Origin of the sequence: Bizionia paragorgiae (genome assembly GCF_900107625.1) — a bacterium.
GTDB classification, from domain to species: domain Bacteria; phylum Bacteroidota; class Bacteroidia; order Flavobacteriales; family Flavobacteriaceae; genus Bizionia; species Bizionia paragorgiae.
Genome location: NZ_FNQK01000007.1, coordinates 1 through 22,206, shown reverse-complemented (window position 1 = coordinate 22,206; position 22,206 = coordinate 1). Strand labels below are relative to the sequence as shown.

The window sequence follows — 22,206 nt, the reverse complement described above, 5'->3', positions numbered from 1 at the left end:
TTTACTTCAATTGGCTTTTTATTATAGATAAATTATGAAATTACTTTTTAATAAAAGGTAAAGTCACAGTATTATTGTCTTTAGCTATTTTTATAAAGTACATACCATTGCTATAAGAAGCGGTGTTTACTTTTAAATCGTTAGCAGTGTTAATTGTAGCGTCTTTTACTAATTGACCTAACATGTTGTAGATTTTAAAACTATCTGGTAAGGCATTTGAGTTGCTTACTTTAATGTTTAGAACATCTTGCGTTGGGTTAGGGTAAAGACTAATAGTGTTGTTTGCTGTAAAGTCATCTGTACTTAATGAAGTGACATTAAACGTTGTGATTTCAGAATCGTTAAAATCACCACCAGAAACAATAACGGTAGATCCTGAAGCTGCATCAGTTACAAGTTCGTAAGAACCGTTTCCATAGTCACAGCAAATACCATCGCCATATTGATCGTTTATTGTAAATACGTAACAGCTGTTAGTTACAGAAAATGTTTCGGTAATAGCTGTTGTGTTGCCATTAGTGTATGGTCCGCCGTTATATAATACGGTTCCGGCAGCATCCGCTAAGGTCCATGTCGTTTCACTTCCATAATTATCCGGAACTATTGTTAGCTCGATTGTTGTTGCAGAAACGTTAACAGGGCTACCAGCTGAGGTAAAGCAAGCTTCGGCAGCATCATTACATGCTCTAGCATCGGTAGTACTGTTTGGGCTTGAAACAACAGCGTTAAAAGTGTGGTCTCCAGCAGCAGCTGTTATTGCTGGTAAAGTTACTACCGCCGATTGGCCTTCGTTAAGAGACCCCGTCCAGTTAAATGTTTGTGTTCCTGTTCCGTCTACATCGTAAGTGATAACTGTAGATGTTAGGGTAGAAGTACCATAGTTGTAAACAGTAACTTCAGGGATAATACCTCCTGAACAGAAATCAACATTTACACTGTTTATTGTTACACTAGCATCATTTGCAACAGGCGTCGGGTCAATTAGGGCATTGTTCGTTGCGGCTGTTAAGCCAGATCGTGGTCCTGCTAATACGCCTGTAACTCTAGATTTCTGACCAACAGTGTAGGTATTCATACACGTATCATCTGTATAGTCCATGTAGTTTTCTACCATATCTAATGTACCATCGTTACAAGAATCTATTCCTGTAGGGCACTGAAAGTTTGGGCTTGCTACTGGTGGAGTGTCTGATACTTCATCGCCAACTCCGGCACATCCTCCTTGAAAAGTGTGATATAGTCCTAAATAATGGCCTACTTCGTGGGTCATTGTACGTCCTTTATCGTAAGGTGCGTTTAAAGAGAAATCATTATTGGTGTCGTAATCAGAACTTCCAAAAGTGGTGTAATTTGCACTTACGCCATCGGTCATAGGGTTTCCTCCTGGAAATTGAGCAAATCCTAAAATACCATTTAAATCACCGACATATTTGGAAGACCACATATTCATGTATTTAGAAGAGTCCCAGATAGTTTGTGCTTTGAAGGTGTTCATACCTGAGCTATCTGTCCCATCTTGACAAATGTTAACACGGTTAATTCCCGTAGTTGGGCATCCGTCTGGTGTACGTTTTGCTAATTCAAATTCAACTTCAACATCAGCACCTACTGGGTTTGTATTGTAACCCGGCGTATTTGCCATACGTCTAAAATCTTGGTTCATTACAGTAATTTGTGAAAGGACTTGAGCGTCAGAGATATTTGCGCCTACACCAATAGGCTCACCATTGTGTAGTACGTGAACCACTAAAGGTATTGTAACCACAGCCATTGACGTCTTATTAAGATTAGCATTTTCAATGTGCTGCTTAATCATAGATTCAAAGGCAGAGCTACCCATCATGTTAGGGTATTGTTTTCGTAGTTGTGCATTGTATTTGTCGGCTGCACATCTTTCGACTACTGTTGAAGCTTTATCTTGAGAAAATAACAAGGTGGGTAAGCAGAATAAACAGAAAAGAAAGAAACCTAGAGTAGTTTTCTTCATAATATTTAGTTTTTAGTGTTAAAGTATTCGTAAAATTACGAATAAAAACTAAAAAATTAACAGAAAAATTACGATTTTTTACAGTAAAGTTTACTTGCCATTATAGCTATTCATGGTGTTGTTAATTCCTGCTAAACCAAAGGACTTGATGACTTCGATAGATTTATCTAATCTTTCACTTAGTTTTTCATTTTCTTCATCGGTCCATTCGCCTAAAACGTAGTCTACTTGTCGCCCTTTAGAGAAGGCGTCGCTAATTCCAAATCTAAACCTATTGTATTTCGTGGTGTTTAAAGTGTTTTGCGTATCTTTTAGTCCGTTGTGTCCACCATCACTGCCCTTCGTTTTTATACGTATACTTCCAAAGGGTAGGTTTAAATCGTCGGTTATTACCAATAGGTTTTCTAGTGGGATTTTTTCTTTTTCCATCCAATAGTGAATGGCTTTCCCGCTGAGGTTCATAAAGGTGCTTGGTTTTAAAAAAATAAAGGTCCGCCCTTTTAATTTATAGGTACTCAGATCCCCCAGTTTTTGAGTCGTGAAGGTGAGGTCTTCTTTTTTTGCAAACGCGTCTAATATTTTAAAACCAATATTATGGCGTGTGTGTTCGTATTTTGGGCCAATATTTCCTAAGCCAACAATTAGAAATTTTTTCATAGGGTCTTGTTCTTCTACTAAAAAGTGTGCTGTATTGCTTTTAAATAGGTTAGAAATAAAAGTAAACATAGACGGTTTTTATTTCGTGTAAAAATAAAAAAGCATCCTGAATTAACAGAATGCTTTTTAGATAAATTAAGATTTAATGTCTTATTCTTGACCTTCAGCTTCAGTAGCTTCTTCACCTTCTTCATCATCTTCATCGTCAACCAATACAGCTGCTCTAGAACGTCTTACTAAACATACAACCGTGTTATCAGGGTGCATAAATTTGTAAGCTTCGGTTTCTAAAGCTGTAATGTAAAGTTTGTTTCCAATTTTAAGTTCAGAGATATCAGCATCGATAAAATCTGGTAAGTTTCCAGGTAATGCTTTTACTCTTAAGCTACGTTTGTTTTTACGTAAAACACCACCGTTTCTTACACCTCTTGGGTTACCAATATAGTTTACTGGAATATCCATAGTGATTTCTTTATCATCAAATACTTGATAGAAATCTACGTGTAAAATTCTGTCTGTTACAGGGTGGAATTGAATATCTTGTAGAATAGCGTTAACACGAGTTCCACCGTCTAATTCGATTACAACAGTATGCGCGTTAGGTGTGTACACCAACTTAGAGAAGGCTAATTCAGGTGCTGAGAAATGAATTGCTTTGTCTCCTCCGTATACTACGCAAGGAACCTGACCAGCATTACGTAAGGCTTTTGTTGCTTTTTTACCTACGCTTTCTCTTTGAGATCCGTTAATTGTAATTGATTTCATTGTTTTTATTTATAGTTAATAATTATTATTCAATAATATAATTGATGTTCTAATTCGCTATTACATCAAAAAGTTTGAGCTTATCGATCGGTTGTAGTGTACGTTTTGCATGACATCGGCAAATAGGTTAGCACAACTAATAACTCTAATCTTTTTACTCTCCTGCTTTAAAGGAATAGAATCGGTAACGATTAATTCTACAAGCTTTGAGTTTTCAATACGCTCATAGGCATTTCCAGATAATATAGGATGTGTGCAAATAGCTCTTACACTAAGGGCACCACGCTCCATCATGACATCGGCTGCCTTTGTTAAGGTACCAGCGGTATCGACCATGTCGTCTACTAAAACCACATTTTTCCCCGTAACATCTCCAATAAGTTCCATGTGAGAAATAACATTTGCTTTAGCTCTTTGCTTGTAGCAAATAACGACATCACTTTCTAATGCTTTAGAATAAGCATAAGCTCTTTTAGAACCTCCCATATCAGGAGAAGCAATGGTTAAATTGTCTAGGTTTAAACTCTTTAAGTATGGTAAAAATACTGTCGATGCAAATAAGTGATCTACAGGCTTTTCGAAAAACCCTTGAATTTGATCGGCGTGCAAGTCCATAGTGATAATTCTAGTTGCTCCTGCTGCTTCTAGCATTTTAGCAACTAATTTAGCAGCTATTGGCACTCTAGGTTTGTCTTTTCTGTCTTGTCTTGCCCATCCAAAATAAGGTAATACTGCAGTAATGTGTCTTGCTGAAGCACGCTTAGCGGCATCAATCATTAACAACATTTCCATCAAGTTTTCTGGGCCTGGATTTGTAGAACCGATTATAAAAATACGGGTTCCACGTATAGATTCTTCATAAGACGGTTGGAACTCTCCATCGCTATATGTTGATGTAATTACTTTTCCTAAGCTAACTCCATAAGCAGCAGCAATTTTTTCGGCTAAATATTTACTTTGCGTAATCGAAAAAATCTTTGCGTCAGGCTTCGTATTTGGCATTGCTAATGTGTTGTTTGACAGTGTGTAAGACTGTGGGTTTTTTAATGAGGTGCAAATTTATGATTTTTTTCGTACTAAAACGCATAATACCTGCTATTTTTAAGAGATTTAAATAAAAAATATTTATTTTTGTGCCACCATTAGCTCAAGTGGCGGAATTGGTAGACGCGTCGGATTCAAAATCCGATTCTTAGGAGTGCGGGTTCGATTCCCGCCTTGAGTACTTTTAAAAACCGTAATAAGCTTATTTGTAAGTTTTTACGGTTTTTTTTATTTGTGTTTTGCCGAGTTTTTGCCGAAATAATTGTCTTTTTTATCAGTTGATTAGGAATGTTTGATTTAATCGACAGCAGATTCGTTATTCAGAAAGTAGTGGTTTAATTTACTTTTTTAAAAATAAAACCTAAATTTGTACTGTATTATTCCACACATAATAATATAATTTTTTTTTAAATGCTTACCGCGAACACTCCCACAAATGTTTGCGGTTTTATTTTGCTTCAATATTTACTCTAGTTCCAATACTATTTAAAAACTGTTATAGTCGATTATTCGTCTAAGTGGTAAATTAACATATCATTTTCAATATCTTGAAATTTTGCTTCAATTGTAAATTCAGTTTCGGCAATAATAATTATGATTTTTTTATCTGTAATGTTGATTTCCTTATCGAATATTTTATAACAGTAATTTGTGTTTTCTGTGTCTCTGATAAAACCATGGGGTAAATATGCCTTGGTAAATATGATATTAAGTAAGTCTTCTCCAGTTAGATCAATGTCATCATATCTAGAGTTAAAAGATTGCTCGTGTAAGTCTATTACAAATTTTGTTTTCATTGAATTATAATTTTGGTGCAATATAAAAAAACCACCCTATTAGAGTGGTTTTGTTTAAATGAAATTAATGTTAGAACGATTCTATTACAAATCCTTTTGGAGCTGGTTCTGGTTGCTGCACCTGTTCCGGTTCTTCTCCCTCTGTAAGTTCGTCGTATAAACTAGGGTTTGTTTTCTTAACTTCTTCGGGCCATATTATATGATGTCCTACGCCGTAACGTCCGGATGCGTTCATTACGTAATTTTCTACAGTTACTAGCGCGTCAGGTAAATGGGTCCAAGCTTGATCGCCTTTAAAGTTTCCGCTTTTGGTTACCTCGAAAATTAAAATAAAGCTAATATCTGGAAATGCTTTTATAAAACGATCTTCGAACTCGTGCGGTTTTAAACCTGTGCGATAGATATAGGTGTTAATCATATCTATAAAAATAAACGAGTATTCTCCTGTTTTACAAATATTTTCTAATTCTTTAAGGCTTCGGGCTTGAGATAAATCGGCTTGATCGTTATTGCTTAATCCTGTTAGTTTCCATATTTTTTGGGTACTTGCATTAATCCCCTGGTCCGCAAAATTATAAAGTACTTTACCAAAATTTGTAAGGTAGTTTGCCAATTGGCACGCGCCTACGGTTTTACCGTTTTTTGGTTTTCCCCAAATGGCAATTTTCATATTACGCGCTGGGTTCTCTAAAAATCGAGACCATTTACCGGTAAAGTCTAAAGTATCGAATTGCATATTCATTAAATCCTCTGTAGATACTATGCTACTCGCTTTTGGTGCTGCTTTAGGCTCTGGGTTAATTGCTTTTTTTACTGCTTTAATAGCTTGTGCAACATTTTCTATGCGCTCTGGTTGCTGTGTATTTTCTTTGTCTTTAGAGATAGCATCGGAAGGCACAACGTTAGAAAACCCCTTTTCAAACTCGTGTTGCGCCCTCTGCTGCTTATCTTGACTAATCAAAACATAATTTTTATGCTGAAGTGGTTGTACTGCGAACCCTAAGCCCTTTTTTTTTTGAGCTGCTGCAAATAAAGCCAGTTGCTTATCTTCTTTTTTAGATTTCTTTTTAGGTTTTCCGCCTTTTTGCTTTATTTTTTTATCTAAATCTTTATAAAATTTAGGGGTTCCCTTTTCGTCACGATCTAAAATATAATCTGCGGCTTTTTGTGCTTGTCCTGCTGCTTTAAAAATGGCTTTATTATCTTCTTGTAATAATTTTACCACGGCCTTTTTCCAGCCTTTAATATAAGCTGCATTCTTTTTTAATGTTGATAGAAAAATACCACTCTCCGCATTTAGGTAGGCTGACCCTAATTCTGCAATTAATTCTTCGAGTGCGTATTGTGGCGATCCAAATCTGTCAAAATCTGTAACACCTTCACGGCTTAATCTTTTTTCTGCTCCTGTAGAGTGTACTAATTCGTGAAAAGCCGTACCATACCAAATAGAAACATCGTCGTATTGCATTTTTAATGGCATAACAACTTTGTCTCCCATTATGTCGTAATGTGGAGAATCGCTTTTGCCAAGGTGTTGCTCTATAATTTTTGGAGCATTCGGCATATTCTTAATTACGGCTTCTGCTGCATCTATTTTTTCTACTACAGTAACAAACTTCTTTGCTTTATCTGCTTTCTTTTTTCGTCTGGCTTCGAAGTCTATATTTTCAATATCGCGCTCGTTAAATACGCGGTAATATCTTAAAAACATATTCTTCTCTAAACGCTTGCAATTATCTGAATCCAATTTACTCGGACTGCATCCAAACTCTTTATAAAGCTTTTTATATTTTTCTTCACTAATGTTTTTACCGTCTAGTTTGTAGCTGAAATTATAATATACAGCTTCCATACTGATAGCACCTTTTTTTACTTTTCCTTTTGCCGCTTCAATTTGCTTAAAAGTCATCCAGAACAAACGCTCGTCTATAATAGGTGTTAATTCTATTAGCTTAGTCTTACGGCCCTTGATAACTTTAATTTCCTTTAAAGTTGGGTAATGAGATAATAAAAATGCGTTTATACCTCTGTAGTATTTGTTTAGGTTATAGTTAATAGGGCGGGCAACATTTACAAAATGGTCTTTGCCTTTTTTGCTATTTCTACCGCTATACCAAGTTAAATCGCCATAACCTTCGATAGCATCTAAAATACGATCTGTTACCATCTGGTAAACATCGTTATTACCAAATGCTTTACCTAGTCCTACGGTTTCATCAGTTCCAAACTCTTTAGCTTGCTGTTTTGATAAAAACGGAATGCCTAAAGCTTCTGGAGTTTCTTCTCGTTTTACAACTTTTACAGTCTTCTTTTTAGTTTTTGGCTTTGCCTTCGTTTTAGAAACCTTTACTATTTTTCCGCCTTTGTCGTACTTGTAGCCTTTTTTAAGGCGGTTGCAATTGTCTAGAGCTTCTTTTTTGATGCCGGTATGCCAGGATCCATTTAAGCCGTTTTCGCTAATTTTTTTAGATAGGGTAATAGCGAATACATTAACATCGCTAAACTTGTTTAATAATTTAGATAGTTTGGTGTGGGGTTCGCTAAATAGGGCTTCATGTTCAGCGCTTTCTCCTATGGCGTTAAATAGTTTGTCGCAAAGCTTGCTTAGTTCTTTACGGGTTACGTTTTGGCCGTCTAGGGCGTTGTATTGTTTGATTAGATTAGTCATAGTTTTTATACGATATAGGGTTTTCCGAATACTTCTAAGTGTGCTTTTGTTACGAGGTCTTTTGGTTTTAAATTTATCAAGGTGCCGAGTAGATTACCTATTTTAGAGGTGTTTATAAATAGCTCTACATTTTCTATTAAGATATGGCTGTTTGCTGCTAGAGAAATGTTGCTTATATTTTTTTCTGCTTCGGCTAATTGATAACCGTTTTTAGCATAAACAACAATCTTTTTTAGGTTGATAAGATTTGAAGAGTTTATACTAAAATCTTTGTTGCTATTATTTATTAAGGCCATATCTAATACAACTTTTATATGTCCTTTATTAAATTTAATAGATCTAATCTTGCTTACTTGAAAGGCTAGTTTGTCTGCTATTTCTTGTACGTCGTTTAATTTTTTACGACCTAAAATGTATGCGGTTGTTAAACTTACAACTACACCCAATGCTATTTTACTTATTAATGATGCCATTTGTTATGCGTTGTAAGAGACTACTTTTATTGCGTAGTCGTTAATTAATTGTGCTTTATCTAAACCATTTACAATGCGCCTAGCGTTATAAAAATCGCTGTAAGAAGGCGAAATGTAATCGCTTAGTTTCTTACCGGTAAAACTGCCGTTTACCATGCCGTAAACTAGTATTTTTGTTGCGTATTCGGGTTTTAATGCCAGATCTGGATTATTTACAAGGTCTACACCTAAAAACTCACTCATTTTACGGTAATTGTTTTGCCAGGTAAGCTGTACAAATCCACGGCCGTAAAATCCTGTGTGCCAATATTTGTCTTGAATAGCGCGAAGGGGAGTGCCTAAACTTGCACGCCACTCTTTAATTGGTCTTAATCTACTTTCGTGCCATGCGGTTGCTATTATATAAGCCAGTTTGCTGCCGTCTCCATCGCCGTACTTGTCGAATGCGTTAATAATACCTTTTAAAGATTTTATTTGTACGGAATCTAATTTTCCGAATGCTGCTACAGTTGCGTTTAGTGCCATTTTGTAAGTGCTTGAAGTTGATTTTTTTAGACTGAAAAGGAGTAAGCCCGATAAAACGCCTAAGCCTATTTTTGTGTTTTTATTCATTTTCAGTTTTCTTTTTATTTAAATGCGATTTTAAACCCGAAAAACAATAAGGCTACACCACCTATAATGCTTAAAAGTTTATAAAACCAATGCGTTTTGTATTCTATATTTGTTATTGTATTCTGGCTGTCTGTTGTTTGTTTTGTTAGGGTCTCGATAATTTCGTTTTGGCTTTCGATAATTTTAATTAACTCTTCTACATAACATTCTACCTCGATATTCTGATCTATTTTTTTTACGCTTCCGGTTATATGACCTGTTTTGGATTTTACATAAATAGGGATCTCGCTAATTCGTGGTAAGGGAACACTAAATTTTAAACTGTCTGACGGGATTATAATGGTGTCTGTTTTTTTTACATAGCTAACCTTGGTAACTGTGCTGTCTGTTCTTGTTATTGATTTTTCTATAGTAGATTTAGGGGTTTTACAGGCTAAACAGAATAACAGGAGAACAATTATTAGAAAAATAATTTTTAATAGTTTTATGTATTTTGGGTTGCTCATGGTTACGTGAAAATTTTGTATTTTTCTTGTATGCTGGTTAATGTATTTCTGTTGTTGTCTCTGGATAAAAAAGCGTTTATTACGTTTTTATTTTTGTGCTCTTTTATCGCAATCCATCCGTAAGAAAAAACAATCTCGGGGTTACTCATTTTTTTAAAAACGGATTCAAACTCGCTAAATCTATTAATTAAGCTTTGGCGTTGTTTTTCTACTGTTAGACCTTTAGGCCATAGCGATTTTATGAGTAGAGCTGTAGCAGCTAACATTAATACGGGTAAAAAAATATTTTCTAATTTCATTATGTTTTTTTATTGTTTCTCGTGTTGACCTCTTTTTTTAAAGGACGAATAAAGGATGTGAAATAATTTTTCCATCGACCTTGGTACTCTTTGTTTATTACGTTAATCTTTAACATAGATAAGTAGTAGAGTATAATGCAAGCCGATCCAATACCGGCTAATATATTTCCACTACTCGCTAATAAGAATGAAACGGATAACGCGTCTACGATTCTGAAAGCCATGAGTTATTTTGAGGTTAATTTTTTTGATAAAAATTCCAAAATACTAACCAATGAATCTAATATTCTATTATAGAAAATGGCGCCCAACATAAAAATGAATGAGATTGAAATTAACTCGTAGTGTGTTCGTGTAAGGTCTTTTGCCGGCGACGTATTAAGATTAAAACCTTGTAAGATAAACCCCCAAAAAACCGAAGTAATAATAATAATGCCTAGAAGCCAAAGTATTGTTTTAGCTATTACATTTCTAATTTCTTGTATTTTTTTCATATCTCATTGGTTTATTGTACGGGATCTAGTATAACGCGTAATTCTCCCGCACCTGTTCTATAAACTACTCCTGGCGGAAGTCCAGATGCTTCAGCTTCTGCCGAGGTATCGAAAATTGGTAGATCAGTAATTCTTAAAACATTCGTTTTGATTGCTCCGCTTACTTGTAAAGTTTCTCCAGTATTATTTGCTTCAAAATTGTTAATTGAAATACCTACATTTCCATTCTTTAAAACAGTAAAAGCATCACTTCTTGCAGTACTGCCCGTTCCATTACCTATTGTAAATAACCTATCATTTAATTCAAAAGTATTAGCACCTCCTACGGAAGTATATAAAGTATTGTACGATCCAATAGCAAATTCACTTATAGAAGTAGTTTCTGAACCGTTACCAAATGCAGTGGAGAGATCTCCTGTTGCTTTTGTTCTATTATTTGCGGAAAAAGAACTTAAACCTATGGCTTTCGTATTTCTGTTTACTGCGAAAGAGTTCTCTCCTGTGGCTGTTGACCCTTCGTTTGCTGAAAAACTACTAATGCCTGAAGAATTATTTTGTCGACCTAATGCAATTGAAAACAGGGCATTTGCGGCTGATGTTCCCGACGAAAAGGAATTTTCACCTATGGCAAAACCTCCCATTGAAACAGATCTTAGTCCTTCTGCCCTCCCTCCGACAGCTGAAAATGAATAATCACCTAAAGCAACACTACTAGAGTTCATGGCAACGCTATAATCTCCGGATGCAGTAACTTTTTCCCCTACTGCAAAAGAAGATCTCCCTGTAGCTCCCCTTGATGATGACGAACCACTAGACTGGCTTAAATCGACAGAATATACTCCTACGTCGCCATAACTAGCCGGGTTTTTTCCAATTAATCGCCAACCTATACCAAATCCGGTTTCGTTTAAAGCTTCTAGCCCTGAAGGTTCTGTCGCGCTAGACGAATTAAACAGGTTTGTAACCCATTCCTTAGTGGTTAGGATACCGCTATCTCCTTGATCTATATCTCCTATGGTTGATAAACTAATGACGCCATTGCTAAAAGTGGTTGGGTTTGCTGGTACTTGTGAATAATTAACCGATACACTAAAAAGGGTTAATATGATAATTAAAAATTGTAATGCTTTTTTCATTGTAGTTTGTTTTTGGGGTTATATTATTTGTTAATCTATTACGTCTTTTCTCCAGCTTGTTAATAAAGTGTAGAAAGGGTGTATTAAAGTCATCCTAGCGGCAAACTGCGTTGGATTAATCCAATTGTTTAATGCCTTATCTCCTAACATAGGGTAGCCACCATCGTTTGAAGGCGACGGCCTGTAATCGAAAAGTATGCCTTGGATTTCTATTTTACCTTGTGTAGGTAAGGCTTCGGTAAACATTAAATAAGTGTTGTCGGTTGTAAATGGTGTAGATCCATTTCCGTAAGTTCCCGGTTCGCCTGTAAAAATATAAATCAAGCGTTTTCCGTTTCTTGTTAAATCGAAATACCATGTTTGAGAATCTATTACAAACGTTAGGTTTGTATTTAGGTAATCTATAATGTTTTCCGTGCCTATTTCTCCTAAATTTTCTACATGAGAGTTCGGGTCGTTTTCTATTATGCTTATGAAATCGTCGCCACCAGCACTTTGTATTTCTTCGCGCTCTAAAAAGTGTAATTCGCTATTAATTACACTTATGTTTCCATTGGCTCCATAAATACCTTTACCTTTTCCGTTTACCGCTAAATAAACTTTTTGAGGAGTTTTTTGAATAGAAACTCCTAGAGATGGAAAATAAACGCCAAAAAAAACAGCTATTTCATTTTCTGTTACTATTAAAGAATCGCTATTTACTGGGCTAACTAGGTTGTTTATGGCTCCCGCGAAATCGGGTTCGTTCGTTACCGTGTTAAATTCAGCAACCCCAAAATTTATAAACTTAAACTTATTATCGGATGATCCTCCATCATTTTGTCCTGCTGATTGTACAGGGTTAAATACTCCTAAAATACCCATGTGTTATAATGTTACGTGTTTCGGTTGCTCTGTTGATGTATATGTTATTGCTAAGCCTAGAACTGCTACGCCTAATAAATAAGGCCAAAGTTTGCGTTTGGATTTTCCGTTTACATTTGCTTCTGGTAAAGTGTTTAACACATTAATTGTTACCGGTTGGTTTTGTAGCTCACTAGCGCGTTTAATCACTTCATTACCTTGATAAGAAAAAACAACGTCTAAAACGCCTAAAACGGCAGGAAAAACAAATTCGCCATGCGCGTTGGTTGTTGTTCCTTTCATTGGATCCTTCTGTAAGTAGATATTTACGCCTTCTAACGGGTTGCCGTTAATATCTCTTACTATTCCAGAAGCTGTTACAAATGGTAAATCTGTAGTTATTAGTTTTGGTTGTTTGTTTGTCATTTTTTTATTTTTAAAAGGCAAAGCCTGCGCTTTCTATTCGGTTTTTAATTATAGTGTATAACTCGGCATCTTTTTTAGGATCTACTTCTGATTTTAACCAATAGATCAAGTTTCTTTTTTCGTAACTGTCTAAATACTGCCAAAAACCTTCTGGGGGAGAATTGTGGCCGTTATAGTCTTTATTTCCAAAGGCGTAATACACTTTTAAAAAGTCTGCTCCGTTTTTAAGTTTATTAAAAACAGATTTTATCATTTCTTCATCTGTGCCGTAAAAAGGTTCTTTAGCATTGAAAGCATCTAACAATTGTTGAGCGTAATTGGTTGCTAATTGATTGCTAATGGTGGCGGTATTGGTGTTTCCACCTGTGCCATCCACCTCATTGTCTATTTTAGTTTCATCAATTCTTTTATTAATAGTTTTGACGAGTTTATAAATGAAGTAAGCCCCAACAATGACACCTACAACTTTTACGGTTTGGATTGGGTTTTCTGTGATTGTGTTTTGCGTTTTCTTAGCAGCACTTTTTACAGACTTCACAACTTTTTCTTTAGTTGCATCGATTGAAGGGGGTACTTTCATTTTATAAGAATTTTTTAATTAAAGACCATTTTGTTTTTAATGTTCTACGGCCTTTATCTGTTATCATTTGGCTTAACTTCTCTAGCTCTTCTGTGTCTAGTTTAGTTTCTATAGCATTAATAATAGTTTGGCGTTTCATAGCGTCTACTACATCTGCACCTTTTATGGATACGGTTCCGCCTGGGTAATTTCTAATTGCCATTTTATTGGGGTTTTAGTTCGTATTGTTGTAATAGTTTGTCTAGATCTGTTTTAAACTCTTCATTTTGGGTAAGTCCTGCAATGGTATTTAAAACGGTTTCGCAAAGACCGTCGTTAAATGCTTCTTGATTAACTACTCCTAATAAAGCTAGTTTTATTTGCGACGATGCTTGCGGTTGTTGTGGGGCGTTAAGTCCTGGTGTTGTAGCCTGTTGTTTCATTGCTAATTGAGAAACAAAGCCTAAGCCTTCAGTTAATAGCAATTGCCCGGTTTCGCTGTCTAATATTCCTTTTTGATTGCTTTCAGCTTCTTTAAGAGCTACTTGCTTCTCAAATTCAAATTGACGTGTAAGCATTGCTTTTTCGCGCTCGAAAAGGTTTACTTGACTTTGTAAGTCGTCGTTTTTATTACGAAAACTTTTACAAGTAGATTTATACTCGTCTAGATCGGTTTTTAATTCTTCGATACGCTCGTTTAAATCCTTGATTTTCTCGGTATAGCGTTCTCTTACGTCAACTAATTTTTCACGCAAAAACATTTCGGCTGCGCTCGTATTTGTTGGTAAGCCTTGCTGTGCGCCGTGTAATGCCTGTGGTTGCGATTGGTTGTACATAGGTTGCTGTATTGGTTCTTCTGGTTGCTGTGGCTTTAATGTCATTTGTAATACTGGACCCGCTAATTGAGACCCCGAACCATTACTTCTACGCTGATAAAACTGTAAATTGCGCTCTCCGGAACTGACTAATTTTGTTAAATAATTTTCTAGGCCATTGTGTTTTTTTTCTAAAACAGATTTATATAGACCTTTATCTATGTATTGTTGCGTATCGTAATCTAAAACATCTACGAAGTTGCGTTCGTTTTTGCTTAGGTGTGATTTTAATTGTTCGTATTCTCTCATAACATTAAAGGGGTTTAGCAATTTGTATTTTCATCTACCAGAGAAGAGTAAGCTATATAAGCGTTGTTTTCCTCCGCTGTAGTGCCGGACATTTCAATTTGGTATTCTTTACCTTCAACCATAGTTAAATCTAAAATGGCAGGAACATTGTAAAATCCGCCAGGCCTTACAACTGCTCTAGAATTAACGGTAAATTCTTTTGTTCCTTGATTAACAATAGTTAGGTGTAATAAGTTAACTGCCTTAACGGTGTGATTAACGTGCTTAACCATTTCTAAATGTGTTCTTTTTTGTGCCATTTTGTTGATTTATTTTAAGTTTACTAGCAAGCTGTGCCCTGTGGTTGCTCGATTACAAAAACAACTTGTCCTTCTACGTCTGATGTTAATGGTTTACGGCTTGAAAAGTCTAAAACATAGTTTTTTCCGCCGTCGGCACCTATTGGCTTCATACTAGAGATATAGTCTCCGCCTTGGCGCTGTTCCCAATCTTTTAGGTTTGATCCTTGAAACAGTTTACGTCCAGAATCTGACATTGTAAGATTTACAATTTGGCTTGGTAAACCTCCAGGAACACAAACTGAAGCTGCAAGTATTTTACCGCCTGGGAATCTATCGGTATCAATTGTATCGCCGTTAGTTCCAGTTGCTAGAATAAAATCTACTATATGATAATTTGTTTTCATTTCTGTTTTAAATTAAAAAACGCCAAACCAATGTTATGGCTTGGCGTTTTTGGTTGTTAATTTTTGGTTTTGGGGGCTTATCTTGGTACGGTTTCGCCAACACGCATTACCAACTTAAAGAAGTGACGGTTTGTTGCTACGTCTAAGCCTGTTTTACCTGAAGGCACGTTAATATGGAATTGAAAAGATTTTTCAGCTTCTAAAATTCTCAAATCTCCTAACGCTCTAAACTTTTGATCGTTTGTTTGCGTTGTTTCTGTGTTGTGCATTTCGAATACAGGTAATTCGATTAATGGCTTAACGTCGTCTTCAAAACGCGTTTCTGCGTTTAATAAAGCACCCGGAGCTGCTTTATCGAACGCTAGTGTTTTAACGATTTCTTTCCAGTCCTCTGTGTTTCCGGCTGCTGGTACAGTGTCATAAAGAAAAGAAACGTGTGTAACTGCGGCGTTACGACCAACGTTTAATTTGTCTCTATCGAAATTAGTAATTCCTAATTCCTTTTTTACGATTTCGTTAAAATACTCTTTTGATCCTGCTGATGTGATTTCTCCTGTAATGAATAAAACACGGTCTGCATTTTTGTACGCCTGTCCGTTACTCCCTGGTCTTGCGCACGCTTGTATTGCTGTGCTAGTTGCTGCTTCTTTTGCGAATGCACCACTTACTTTATTTTGTAATAAATCTACTCTTTCCATCTTTTTATGGGTATTTAGTTTTTTTAATGTTTGTTTATTCTGTATTCTTGATTATTGCTTAATTAAATAAGCTTGCAGAAATAGCCTGCCCCTCTCGAATACCATAGTTACGCTCTACGCTTGGGCGCATTGCGAAGTTTAAAGATGGCATTTGCAATAATGGGTAAGAGACTGCTTCCTCTTGGCATCCACAGCCAAGACCGAATGCGTTACTCATTGCTTTTTCTGCTGGGGTTGATTCTGGTGTTGCTGGTTTAACAGCTCCACTATCGGCAACTACATCATTAACAAGGTTGTTTGCTTGAATTAGGGCGTTACCTAAAGAAGCTGCTCTACTTGCTGTTGCAAACATAGATTTACCTTTAATCATTACTGACCCACCTATTCCTATAAGGATTAGTGCACCTTGCGCAATTCTTTTAGTGGTCGTGTCTCCGCTATTTATAGGGAGAAGACCCACAAGACCGTCAGAAAGTTTTGCTCCTCCAACTGCGCTTGCTACGAATACAGTATTGGAAATAATACTGTCTTTGGTTTGTTTGTTCATACTGGTTTATTTAATTAATTGTTTAATTACTAATGCGATACCGGTACCTATTGCAGCTTTTTTTAATAAGCCGTATTTTTTAGGTGTGGCTTCTATAGTGTTAGCCGTGTCGTTGCTTACAGGATCTAAAACGGGATCTGTACTGATAATTTCAGGGTTTAGTACTACAGTGGGAGACTGGTCTATAGTTATTGAAGCACTTTCCGGTAGGTATTTTTTGATGTTAGCATCGACCTGCTGGTTTCCCCAATGAAGGTTAAAGCTTTCGATTTTTTTAAATTCAGAAACTTTCTCCGCACTAAGCACCATTTTATGTGTGCTTCTTATGTTTTCTTGCGCATATTTTATGACTGCCTTTTCTAGCGCGTCAAAATAATAGTTTATTAACGCTACCTTGTTGGCTGTATAGTTTTTAGATCTATTGGGTTCGCCTGTGTTTTCTATTAAAACAGCATAAGCCTTTATAGCTGAAATCTTTTTTAATCCCGCGTTAATTTTATTAACGATTATATCATTTCCATATACTTGTTTTGATGCAATTGCTATAATAGAGCTATCTATGTTATTTGCAATTGAAACTAGTGTAGGGGATAGTTCTCTAGAGATAAACCCGTCTAACAATGTTGTTTCTTGAGGAGTTAAGGGAAAACTATCGTTTGGCGTGTTTTGAATAGTGTTTTTGTTCCAAAGATTATCTAAATAAGCTTGAATACCGGAACCCACTAGAAGTCCGATAGGCCCTCCAATTAACCCTCCAATTATTGCCCCAGAGTGTTTTTTTAAAAACTTACCTATTCCGCTAAATATTGACCCGAAAAATGTTTTTTGATATTCAGTCTCGTAATTTTTTCTTTTGTACTGCATATTAATTTCCGTTTTTATATTTGTTATATAGGTATGCGCTGCCGCCTAAAAGAATAACACCGATTGCTACTTTGCTATTAAAACCTGCCTTTTGGGTTTTGTTTGGTGTGTTTGGAACTGTTGGAGTACTGTTACCATCTTCTTCATTCGATCCAGGTAAAGTATTGTTGTTAATAATAGGTAGTATCACGTTTCCAAGTGTAGTTAAAAAAGCATTTGGATTAAAACTGTCCGAAGTTGAATTAAGTACATAGTCGTTATACTCAAACTGCGTTATTTCTTGTTCTGCTGCTTTTGGGGTGTATTTATGATTATAAACATAAATTTTCATGGACGGATTTACATAACCGCCCCACATATAGTTAATTGAATCACTATTAAAATGCTGTTTAGTGGTTTGGGTGCGCGAGTAATATTTGTCTAGCCATGCTGTTAATGCTTTTACTCCTACAAATCGAAATTTCTGAACTAATTTTATATTGTTTTCTAGGTTTTTTGTAGTACAGGTATTCCAGCCTTCTCGCTTTTTATGGCTAAATGTTTCATCTGTTAATACAGCAAACCCTCTAAAATCCGAAACTGCTTTAGATAAATTAATGTAGTTTTTTTGCGAAGCAGCTTCATTAATTCTAGTTATGATAGAGCTAAAAATATCAAGAATATCTTTTTTGTCTTTTTCGGTAGCTTCTTTTGTGTATGCAGATCCGCCAAGACAATCTAAGCTCGAAAACAGACTGCTTAATGAAGAAAAATCTATATCTGAAAAATTAATGTCACTTAGAAACCCACCTGAATCTCCACCGTTAGAACCGTCGTTATAATCGCCAGAAGGTTCGACGCTAGACCCGTTTAACCCACTATTAGTAAGGTCGATTACTTCGCCTTGTAAAAGAAAACCGTTTGGTAATACTTCTAGTTCTGGTAAAATGCCTTGTTTTAAATAGCTATTTAAGCTAGATCTAAAATTTTCGACAAGAGAAGGGGGTACTCCTTTTTCGGTAAGGGTATTTAAAATAAATTGATACTCTAAAATAGTTTTATTAGAGTTTTGTGGTGCTTGAGCTGCTCCATTAAGCCAAACGTGCGGCATACTTGTTCCCATTTTAGTGTCGTGTTTTTCTATGAAAGGGGTTTCTTCATTTATATGCAACGTGCCATCTATTATATAATAGCCTAATTCTAAATTGCCTTTGTCTTGATCTTTAGGCACAACTATATAAACGTGCGACCAATGATCTGGATTAAATTGCGGTTGCTTTATCCTGCGTATGTAATGCAGAACATTCTGATTGAGTAGAAGGGTAGATGCAAATAAACTATAGCTTTTACAATCTATACCGGTAAAACGGTCTGTAAAACTACATTCTGGGCTTCTTAACTGTTGTAAAAAACCATCTGCTTCGTATTGAAAGTGTGAGTAAAGAAACTTGTAGTTATTAATTACTGTTTCCTGTAAGCTTTTTCCAAGTAAGGCTTTGGCTAACTCTTTTGTTTGGTGTTGGTAGTGTTTTACAGCGTCGGCCATACTTTTTACAGTATGTTGTGTGTCGCCTTCGCTTTTACGATCTACCTTACAACTCCCTTTTTTCATGAGTTTAGCAAAACGAGACGTTTTTACAACCTTTCGTTTTGCTATATTGTTTAACTCACTTTTTCTCATGCCAACCTGTTTAAGAACTTTGCTATTAATCTTGGGTTGCAATTAATAGAATGTTTTTTTTACAGTTTTGGTTTAAAGAGGTTTAGAGGTGTTTAGTGGGGTGTATTGTTAAATAAATTAGTTTAGTGTGGTTTGTTTTATTATTTTGCCATGTTGTATATTGGTAATAGGAACAAAAGAGTTCATATAACGAGTGGTGTATAATGTTGAAAAAAAATCCGTAATAAATGAAAATCATAGTTTTACCGAAAGGAATGTCTGAACAATTGATGAATGATAAACTTGGTAATATTCATTCTGTAAGTTGGGATGCGGTAAAATTAGAACTAAAGCTAATCGATAAAGATTTTCAAATTGAGGAAATAAATATTGGTAAAGGAGCTGATTGCATTGCGATATTAGTGCTTATCAATACTATTGCGGGTGTTTTTCTTTTAGGCGATAGAATTGATAAAGGAATAGAAGGTTGGATTAATATTGGAAAAAGAATTAAATCGATATTTAAAAAATCGGATAATGTGTATTTGGATTTGGATGCAGCCAAAATTTATACAATTCAGCATTTAGCAAATAAATCAACCTTAACTTCTTTCGAGATAATAGAAGAATCCTCAATTGAACTCGATAATTTAAGTGTAATGTTGCCTGACCGAGATGAATCAGATTTTACAGCCAAACCTTTTAGTATTTACATTCTGACAATGATTGTAAATGACAAGAATAAAATTATTTTGAGTGTTCGTTCGGACGGTAAAATAAATGAATTGTTGAATGTAGATAAAGATTATCCAACACCATTTTGAGCGTAAAAACACTTTGCAACGTATATAGCTCATAGCTTTCCAATAAAAAAGGTAAATAGTAAAATTTAAAAATCTGGCTTGTGCTTAAACCTAAAATAATTTTATAATTTACACGCTACGAGTCATATACAAGACTGTTGGCACCAATTTGAAAATCACGAATACCGAGAAAATTAATGGAGAAAAATAAATTATTAGATGACTTAATTACACAAGGAGAAAAATTGACTAATACCATTAGTTATGTTCCACCTGGAAGTGGAGCCATCAGAACTTATTCTGTGTATAGAACGAGTGAAAAAGTCGAATATCAAAACTGGCAATCTTCATCTCAAAGATTTATTAAAACATATTTTCCGAGTGATTTAGAGGATTTCAAAGAAAACACAAAAAAGTTAAGTCCAGACAATCATCAAAAAATGATGGGAATCTTACGAGCGATTAAACTAATGCCCGAAGAACCTGTAAAGGAAAGCGAAAAAAGTTCTGGAAATACAAACATTACGATTAATAACACTCAACAGATAGTTCTAAATCTATTTACAGAAGCAGTTAGAGACGAGATATCTGGAAAAGAATACAAAGAGCTGAAAGAGATTCTAAAAAACTATGAGCGTGAACCTGAAAAAACAACTTTCAAAATAAAAGAACGACTGAAAAAAATGGGTGGAGATGTTTTGACTAACATCATTACCAATATTTTGACCAATCCGAACATTTATGGCGGACTAATGTAAAAATGAATAAAAAACTGGCGCCAACAATGTGTAACCGCAATTACGGTGGGTTCGACTACGTCCGAATCCACTCGGAATTGCTAACGTCAGTTCTAAACCGAAAATTAACGCTTATTAACCCGTAACTGACGGTTATACGAGACCGTCAGACTGTCTCAAAACTTAATAAGTTTGTTGAAAACTCATTGCACTCTCTTTAGATGCTGCCTTGGTTATTTGTATCTTAAGGTATGGAATATCAACAAGGAGAAAACCGTCAACAACTCGCTTTATATGCTAGCTGTTTGGACGACATGGTCCCGCAAGACAACTCGGTACGCTTTATCGATCAGTTTGTAGAAAGCATCGACCTACAGGAGATGGGGTTTGAGCCTTTACCCTCTCAAGGAAGACCACCGTATAACCCTGCAGATTTATTGAAATTGTATATCTATGGCTATATGAACCGTATGCGTTCCTCTAGACAATTAGAAAAAGAATGTCATCGTAATTTAGAAGTAATTTGGCTTTTGAAAAATTTAAAACCAGATCACAATACCATTGCGAGATTTAGAAAAGAAAACCCTAAGGCCATCAAACGTGTTTTTCGTTACAGCGTTGAGATTGCCAAAAACTTTAACCTTATTGGAGGATTGTTAATTGCTGGAGATTCTACAAAACTTCGGGCACAAAACAGCAAGAAAAACAATTACAACAAAAAGAAAATTGAACGGCATCTGGCCTATATCGAGGATAAACTCAAAGAACACAGCCTCGCATTAGAACAAGCAGACGGAGATAAGGCAGAAGCGCTCAGCACAGAGATAGCCAAGCATAAAAAACACCACAAGAAATACACCCGTATCAAACAGGAGCTCCAGGCGGACAAAACTTCGGAAAATCCGCAATTATCCACATCAGATCCTGATAGTAGACACCAAATTGTACGGGGAATGATCACTGAGGTTTGCTACACACTTCAAACTACTGTGGATGATCAAAACAAAATACTTATCGATTACAAACTAACCAATCAAAACGATAAGAAAGCCATGGGCATGATGTTGCGCCGGGCCAAATCCATTTTACGAACCAACAAGTTTACCGCCCTTTACGACAAAGGCTATCATACCGGAAGCGAGTTTTGTACGGCCCATCAGCTAGACATTAAAACGCTTGTGGCCATACCCGCCATTGGGCGTGCTAGCCAGGCACCGCATCCGAAGTACAATGCCGAGAATTTTATATACAATCAAAAAACCGATACCTACACCTGCCCCGAAGGACATAAACTAACCAGTAACCAAAGCCACTATAAAACAAGAAACTACACTTTTAAACAGTACAAAACCAAGGCGTGCAAAGGTTGTTCAGTTCGCAGTTTATGCACCAAGGCAAAAAACGGAAAAATTGTTCAACGCAGTGAGTACGCCCCATATATAGAAGCTAATGCCCATCGAGTGACCCAGAACAAACAACGCTATAAACAACGTCAGGCGCTGGTCGAACACCCTTACGGCACCTTAAAACGCCAGTGGGGCTTTGATTACATAATTACCAAAAGAAAGATAGCCGTGGCTTCGGCAGATGCCGGCTTGATGACCCTTGCCTACAACCTTAAACGACTCTTTAATCTCGGTGTAAAGTTCGATATAACGGCCGTTTGCGCTGCGCTCAATTCGTTTTTAGGGGTTATATTGCTTGCTATAACCCAATTATCCACTCAGGAAGCTTTAAAAATCGCATTCCCGAGAAATTTTATAAAATTCATGAAATACGGAAATCTTAACCCTGCAACTGAATTTAAAAGAAAATTAGTGTAGTTTTGAGACAGACTGCCGTT

27 protein-coding genes and 1 tRNA gene are annotated in these 22,206 nt (G+C 36.0%); 4 read left to right on the top strand and 24 right to left on the bottom strand.

Annotated features, from left to right (window positions below):
* Nucleotides 1–40: 40 nt before the first annotated feature.
* The 4 genes from BLV64_RS06275 to BLV64_RS06260 all read right to left on the bottom strand — a co-directional run bounded on the left by BLV64_RS06275 (nucleotide 41) and on the right by BLV64_RS06260 (nucleotide 4,411).
* Entirely contained in the window at nucleotides 41–1,987 is a 1,947-nt protein-coding gene (locus BLV64_RS06275) for a M43 family zinc metalloprotease (protein WP_092133350.1), read from the bottom strand.
* Between the two features lie 90 nt (nucleotides 1,988–2,077).
* On the bottom strand, nucleotides 2,078–2,713 hold the full coding sequence (pth, locus tag BLV64_RS06270; RefSeq protein ID WP_092133349.1) for an aminoacyl-tRNA hydrolase: 636 nt from the start codon (nucleotides 2,711–2,713) through the stop codon (nucleotides 2,078–2,080).
* Nucleotides 2,714–2,794: 81 nt separating this feature from the next.
* Complete coding sequence (locus tag BLV64_RS06265) at nucleotides 2,795–3,409, bottom strand: 50S ribosomal protein L25/general stress protein Ctc (RefSeq protein ID WP_092133348.1); 615 nt, start codon at nucleotides 3,407–3,409, stop codon at nucleotides 2,795–2,797.
* Between the two features lie 60 nt (nucleotides 3,410–3,469).
* Complete coding sequence (locus tag BLV64_RS06260) at nucleotides 3,470–4,411, bottom strand: ribose-phosphate pyrophosphokinase (RefSeq protein WP_092133347.1); 942 nt, start codon at nucleotides 4,409–4,411, stop codon at nucleotides 3,470–3,472.
* A 143-nt stretch (nucleotides 4,412–4,554) separates the two neighbouring features.
* On the opposite strand from BLV64_RS06260, the gene BLV64_RS06255 reads away from it, so the two are divergent.
* Nucleotides 4,555–4,634 (top strand) — tRNA-Leu (locus tag BLV64_RS06255).
* Between the two features lie 325 nt (nucleotides 4,635–4,959).
* On the opposite strand, the gene BLV64_RS06250 is transcribed toward BLV64_RS06255, so the two are convergent.
* From BLV64_RS06250 to BLV64_RS06155, 20 genes are all read right to left on the bottom strand, one after another.
* Nucleotides 4,960–5,250 carry a hypothetical protein gene (locus BLV64_RS06250; RefSeq protein WP_092133346.1) on the bottom strand — a complete coding sequence of 97 codons (291 nt, stop codon included), beginning with the start codon at nucleotides 5,248–5,250 and terminating at the stop codon, nucleotides 4,960–4,962.
* A gap of 70 nt (nucleotides 5,251–5,320) precedes the next feature.
* On the bottom strand, nucleotides 5,321–7,918 hold the full coding sequence (locus tag BLV64_RS06245) for an ArdC family protein (RefSeq protein WP_092133345.1): 2,598 nt from the start codon (nucleotides 7,916–7,918) through the stop codon (nucleotides 5,321–5,323).
* A gap of 5 nt (nucleotides 7,919–7,923) precedes the next feature.
* Entirely contained in the window at nucleotides 7,924–8,391 is a 468-nt protein-coding gene (locus tag BLV64_RS06240; protein WP_092133344.1) for a hypothetical protein, read from the bottom strand.
* Between the two features lie 3 nt (nucleotides 8,392–8,394).
* Nucleotides 8,395–9,003 (bottom strand): glycoside hydrolase family 19 protein, encoded by a 609-nt coding sequence (locus BLV64_RS06235; RefSeq protein WP_092133343.1) that lies wholly within the window; start codon nucleotides 9,001–9,003, stop codon nucleotides 8,395–8,397.
* A gap of 14 nt (nucleotides 9,004–9,017) precedes the next feature.
* Nucleotides 9,018–9,509, bottom strand: coding sequence for a hypothetical protein (locus tag BLV64_RS06230; RefSeq protein WP_092133342.1), 492 nt, complete (start codon nucleotides 9,507–9,509; stop codon nucleotides 9,018–9,020).
* Nucleotides 9,510–9,511: 2 nt separating this feature from the next.
* The gene (locus BLV64_RS06225) at nucleotides 9,512–9,808 is read right to left on the bottom strand and encodes a hypothetical protein (protein WP_092133341.1); all 297 of its coding nucleotides are present in this window, start codon (nucleotides 9,806–9,808) and stop codon (nucleotides 9,512–9,514) included.
* Nucleotides 9,808–10,032 carry a hypothetical protein gene (locus BLV64_RS06220; RefSeq protein WP_092133340.1) on the bottom strand — a complete coding sequence of 75 codons (225 nt, stop codon included), beginning with the start codon at nucleotides 10,030–10,032 and terminating at the stop codon, nucleotides 9,808–9,810. The genes BLV64_RS06225 and BLV64_RS06220 overlap by 1 nt, the downstream gene beginning before the upstream one ends.
* Nucleotides 10,033–10,035: 3 nt before the next feature.
* Nucleotides 10,036–10,302 (bottom strand): hypothetical protein, encoded by a 267-nt coding sequence (locus tag BLV64_RS06215; RefSeq protein WP_092133339.1) that lies wholly within the window; start codon nucleotides 10,300–10,302, stop codon nucleotides 10,036–10,038.
* A gap of 11 nt (nucleotides 10,303–10,313) precedes the next feature.
* Nucleotides 10,314–11,438, bottom strand: coding sequence for a hypothetical protein (locus tag BLV64_RS06210; protein ID WP_092133338.1), 1,125 nt, complete (start codon nucleotides 11,436–11,438; stop codon nucleotides 10,314–10,316).
* A gap of 30 nt (nucleotides 11,439–11,468) precedes the next feature.
* The gene (locus BLV64_RS06205) at nucleotides 11,469–12,302 is read right to left on the bottom strand and encodes a hypothetical protein (protein ID WP_092133337.1); all 834 of its coding nucleotides are present in this window, start codon (nucleotides 12,300–12,302) and stop codon (nucleotides 11,469–11,471) included.
* 3 nt (nucleotides 12,303–12,305) lie between these two features.
* Entirely contained in the window at nucleotides 12,306–12,707 is a 402-nt protein-coding gene (locus BLV64_RS06200) for a carboxypeptidase regulatory-like domain-containing protein (RefSeq protein WP_143034137.1), read from the bottom strand.
* 10 nt (nucleotides 12,708–12,717) lie between these two features.
* A complete protein-coding gene (locus BLV64_RS06195) occupies nucleotides 12,718–13,287 on the bottom strand; it encodes a hypothetical protein (protein WP_092133335.1) in 570 nt (189 codons plus the stop codon).
* A 1-nt stretch (nucleotide 13,288) separates the two neighbouring features.
* Nucleotides 13,289–13,489, bottom strand: a complete 201-nt coding sequence (locus tag BLV64_RS06190) for a hypothetical protein (protein ID WP_092133334.1) — start codon at nucleotides 13,487–13,489, stop codon at nucleotides 13,289–13,291.
* A 1-nt stretch (nucleotide 13,490) separates the two neighbouring features.
* A complete protein-coding gene (locus tag BLV64_RS06185; protein ID WP_092133333.1) occupies nucleotides 13,491–14,390 on the bottom strand; it encodes a hypothetical protein in 900 nt (299 codons plus the stop codon).
* A gap of 14 nt (nucleotides 14,391–14,404) precedes the next feature.
* Entirely contained in the window at nucleotides 14,405–14,689 is a 285-nt protein-coding gene (locus BLV64_RS06180; RefSeq protein ID WP_092133332.1) for a hypothetical protein, read from the bottom strand.
* A gap of 23 nt (nucleotides 14,690–14,712) precedes the next feature.
* The gene (locus BLV64_RS06175) at nucleotides 14,713–15,075 is read right to left on the bottom strand and encodes a hypothetical protein (RefSeq protein ID WP_092133331.1); all 363 of its coding nucleotides are present in this window, start codon (nucleotides 15,073–15,075) and stop codon (nucleotides 14,713–14,715) included.
* 77 nt (nucleotides 15,076–15,152) lie between these two features.
* Entirely contained in the window at nucleotides 15,153–15,773 is a 621-nt protein-coding gene (locus tag BLV64_RS06170; protein ID WP_092133330.1) for a hypothetical protein, read from the bottom strand.
* 58 nt (nucleotides 15,774–15,831) lie between these two features.
* Complete coding sequence (locus BLV64_RS06165; RefSeq protein WP_092133329.1) at nucleotides 15,832–16,320, bottom strand: hypothetical protein; 489 nt, start codon at nucleotides 16,318–16,320, stop codon at nucleotides 15,832–15,834.
* A gap of 6 nt (nucleotides 16,321–16,326) precedes the next feature.
* A complete protein-coding gene (locus BLV64_RS06160; RefSeq protein WP_092133328.1) occupies nucleotides 16,327–17,184 on the bottom strand; it encodes a hypothetical protein in 858 nt (285 codons plus the stop codon).
* A gap of 1 nt (nucleotide 17,185) precedes the next feature.
* Nucleotides 17,186–18,844 carry a hypothetical protein gene (locus tag BLV64_RS06155; RefSeq protein ID WP_092133327.1) on the bottom strand — a complete coding sequence of 553 codons (1,659 nt, stop codon included), beginning with the start codon at nucleotides 18,842–18,844 and terminating at the stop codon, nucleotides 17,186–17,188.
* A 227-nt stretch (nucleotides 18,845–19,071) separates the two neighbouring features.
* On the opposite strand from BLV64_RS06155, the gene BLV64_RS06150 reads away from it, so the two are divergent.
* The 3 genes from BLV64_RS06150 to BLV64_RS06140 all read left to right on the top strand — a co-directional run bounded on the left by BLV64_RS06150 (nucleotide 19,072) and on the right by BLV64_RS06140 (nucleotide 22,186).
* Nucleotides 19,072–19,647 (top strand): hypothetical protein, encoded by a 576-nt coding sequence (locus BLV64_RS06150; RefSeq protein WP_092133326.1) that lies wholly within the window; start codon nucleotides 19,072–19,074, stop codon nucleotides 19,645–19,647.
* Between the two features lie 176 nt (nucleotides 19,648–19,823).
* On the top strand, nucleotides 19,824–20,384 hold the full coding sequence (locus BLV64_RS06145) for a hypothetical protein (RefSeq protein ID WP_092133325.1): 561 nt from the start codon (nucleotides 19,824–19,826) through the stop codon (nucleotides 20,382–20,384).
* 230 nt (nucleotides 20,385–20,614) lie between these two features.
* Entirely contained in the window at nucleotides 20,615–22,186 is a 1,572-nt protein-coding gene (locus BLV64_RS06140) for an IS1182 family transposase (RefSeq protein ID WP_245705875.1), read from the top strand.
* Nucleotides 22,187–22,206: the final 20 nt, after the last annotated feature.

Bases quoted from the DNA above. Each gene is read 5' to 3' on its own strand.
- BLV64_RS06275 (WP_092133350.1), bottom strand. From the start codon at position 1,987: ATGAAGAAAACTACTCTAGGTTTCTTTCTTTTCTGTTTATTCTGCTTA.
- pth (WP_092133349.1), bottom strand. From the start codon at position 2,713: ATGTTTACTTTTATTTCTAACCTATTTAAAAGCAATACAGCACACTTT.
- BLV64_RS06265 (WP_092133348.1), bottom strand. From the start codon at position 3,409: ATGAAATCAATTACAATTAACGGATCTCAAAGAGAAAGCGTAGGTAAA.
- BLV64_RS06260 (WP_092133347.1), bottom strand. From the start codon at position 4,411: ATGCCAAATACGAAGCCTGACGCAAAGATTTTTTCGATTACGCAAAGT.
- BLV64_RS06250 (WP_092133346.1), bottom strand. From the start codon at position 5,250: ATGAAAACAAAATTTGTAATAGACTTACACGAGCAATCTTTTAACTCT.
- BLV64_RS06245 (WP_092133345.1), bottom strand. From the start codon at position 7,918: ATGACTAATCTAATCAAACAATACAACGCCCTAGACGGCCAAAACGTA.
- BLV64_RS06240 (WP_092133344.1), bottom strand. From the start codon at position 8,391: ATGGCATCATTAATAAGTAAAATAGCATTGGGTGTAGTTGTAAGTTTA.
- BLV64_RS06235 (WP_092133343.1), bottom strand. From the start codon at position 9,003: ATGAATAAAAACACAAAAATAGGCTTAGGCGTTTTATCGGGCTTACTC.
- BLV64_RS06230 (WP_092133342.1), bottom strand. From the start codon at position 9,509: ATGAGCAACCCAAAATACATAAAACTATTAAAAATTATTTTTCTAATA.
- BLV64_RS06225 (WP_092133341.1), bottom strand. From the start codon at position 9,808: ATGAAATTAGAAAATATTTTTTTACCCGTATTAATGTTAGCTGCTACA.
- BLV64_RS06220 (WP_092133340.1), bottom strand. From the start codon at position 10,032: ATGGCTTTCAGAATCGTAGACGCGTTATCCGTTTCATTCTTATTAGCG.
- BLV64_RS06215 (WP_092133339.1), bottom strand. From the start codon at position 10,302: ATGAAAAAAATACAAGAAATTAGAAATGTAATAGCTAAAACAATACTT.
- BLV64_RS06210 (WP_092133338.1), bottom strand. From the start codon at position 11,438: ATGAAAAAAGCATTACAATTTTTAATTATCATATTAACCCTTTTTAGT.
- BLV64_RS06205 (WP_092133337.1), bottom strand. From the start codon at position 12,302: ATGGGTATTTTAGGAGTATTTAACCCTGTACAATCAGCAGGACAAAAT.
- BLV64_RS06200 (WP_143034137.1), bottom strand. From the start codon at position 12,707: ATGACAAACAAACAACCAAAACTAATAACTACAGATTTACCATTTGTA.
- BLV64_RS06195 (WP_092133335.1), bottom strand. From the start codon at position 13,287: ATGAAAGTACCCCCTTCAATCGATGCAACTAAAGAAAAAGTTGTGAAG.
- BLV64_RS06190 (WP_092133334.1), bottom strand. From the start codon at position 13,489: ATGGCAATTAGAAATTACCCAGGCGGAACCGTATCCATAAAAGGTGCA.
- BLV64_RS06185 (WP_092133333.1), bottom strand. From the start codon at position 14,390: ATGAGAGAATACGAACAATTAAAATCACACCTAAGCAAAAACGAACGC.
- BLV64_RS06180 (WP_092133332.1), bottom strand. From the start codon at position 14,689: ATGGCACAAAAAAGAACACATTTAGAAATGGTTAAGCACGTTAATCAC.
- BLV64_RS06175 (WP_092133331.1), bottom strand. From the start codon at position 15,075: ATGAAAACAAATTATCATATAGTAGATTTTATTCTAGCAACTGGAACT.
- BLV64_RS06170 (WP_092133330.1), bottom strand. From the start codon at position 15,773: ATGGAAAGAGTAGATTTATTACAAAATAAAGTAAGTGGTGCATTCGCA.
- BLV64_RS06165 (WP_092133329.1), bottom strand. From the start codon at position 16,320: ATGAACAAACAAACCAAAGACAGTATTATTTCCAATACTGTATTCGTA.
- BLV64_RS06160 (WP_092133328.1), bottom strand. From the start codon at position 17,184: ATGCAGTACAAAAGAAAAAATTACGAGACTGAATATCAAAAAACATTT.
- BLV64_RS06155 (WP_092133327.1), bottom strand. From the start codon at position 18,844: ATGAGAAAAAGTGAGTTAAACAATATAGCAAAACGAAAGGTTGTAAAA.
- BLV64_RS06150 (WP_092133326.1), top strand. From the start codon at position 19,072: ATGAAAATCATAGTTTTACCGAAAGGAATGTCTGAACAATTGATGAAT.
- BLV64_RS06145 (WP_092133325.1), top strand. From the start codon at position 19,824: ATGGAGAAAAATAAATTATTAGATGACTTAATTACACAAGGAGAAAAA.
- BLV64_RS06140 (WP_245705875.1), top strand. From the start codon at position 20,615: ATGGAATATCAACAAGGAGAAAACCGTCAACAACTCGCTTTATATGCT.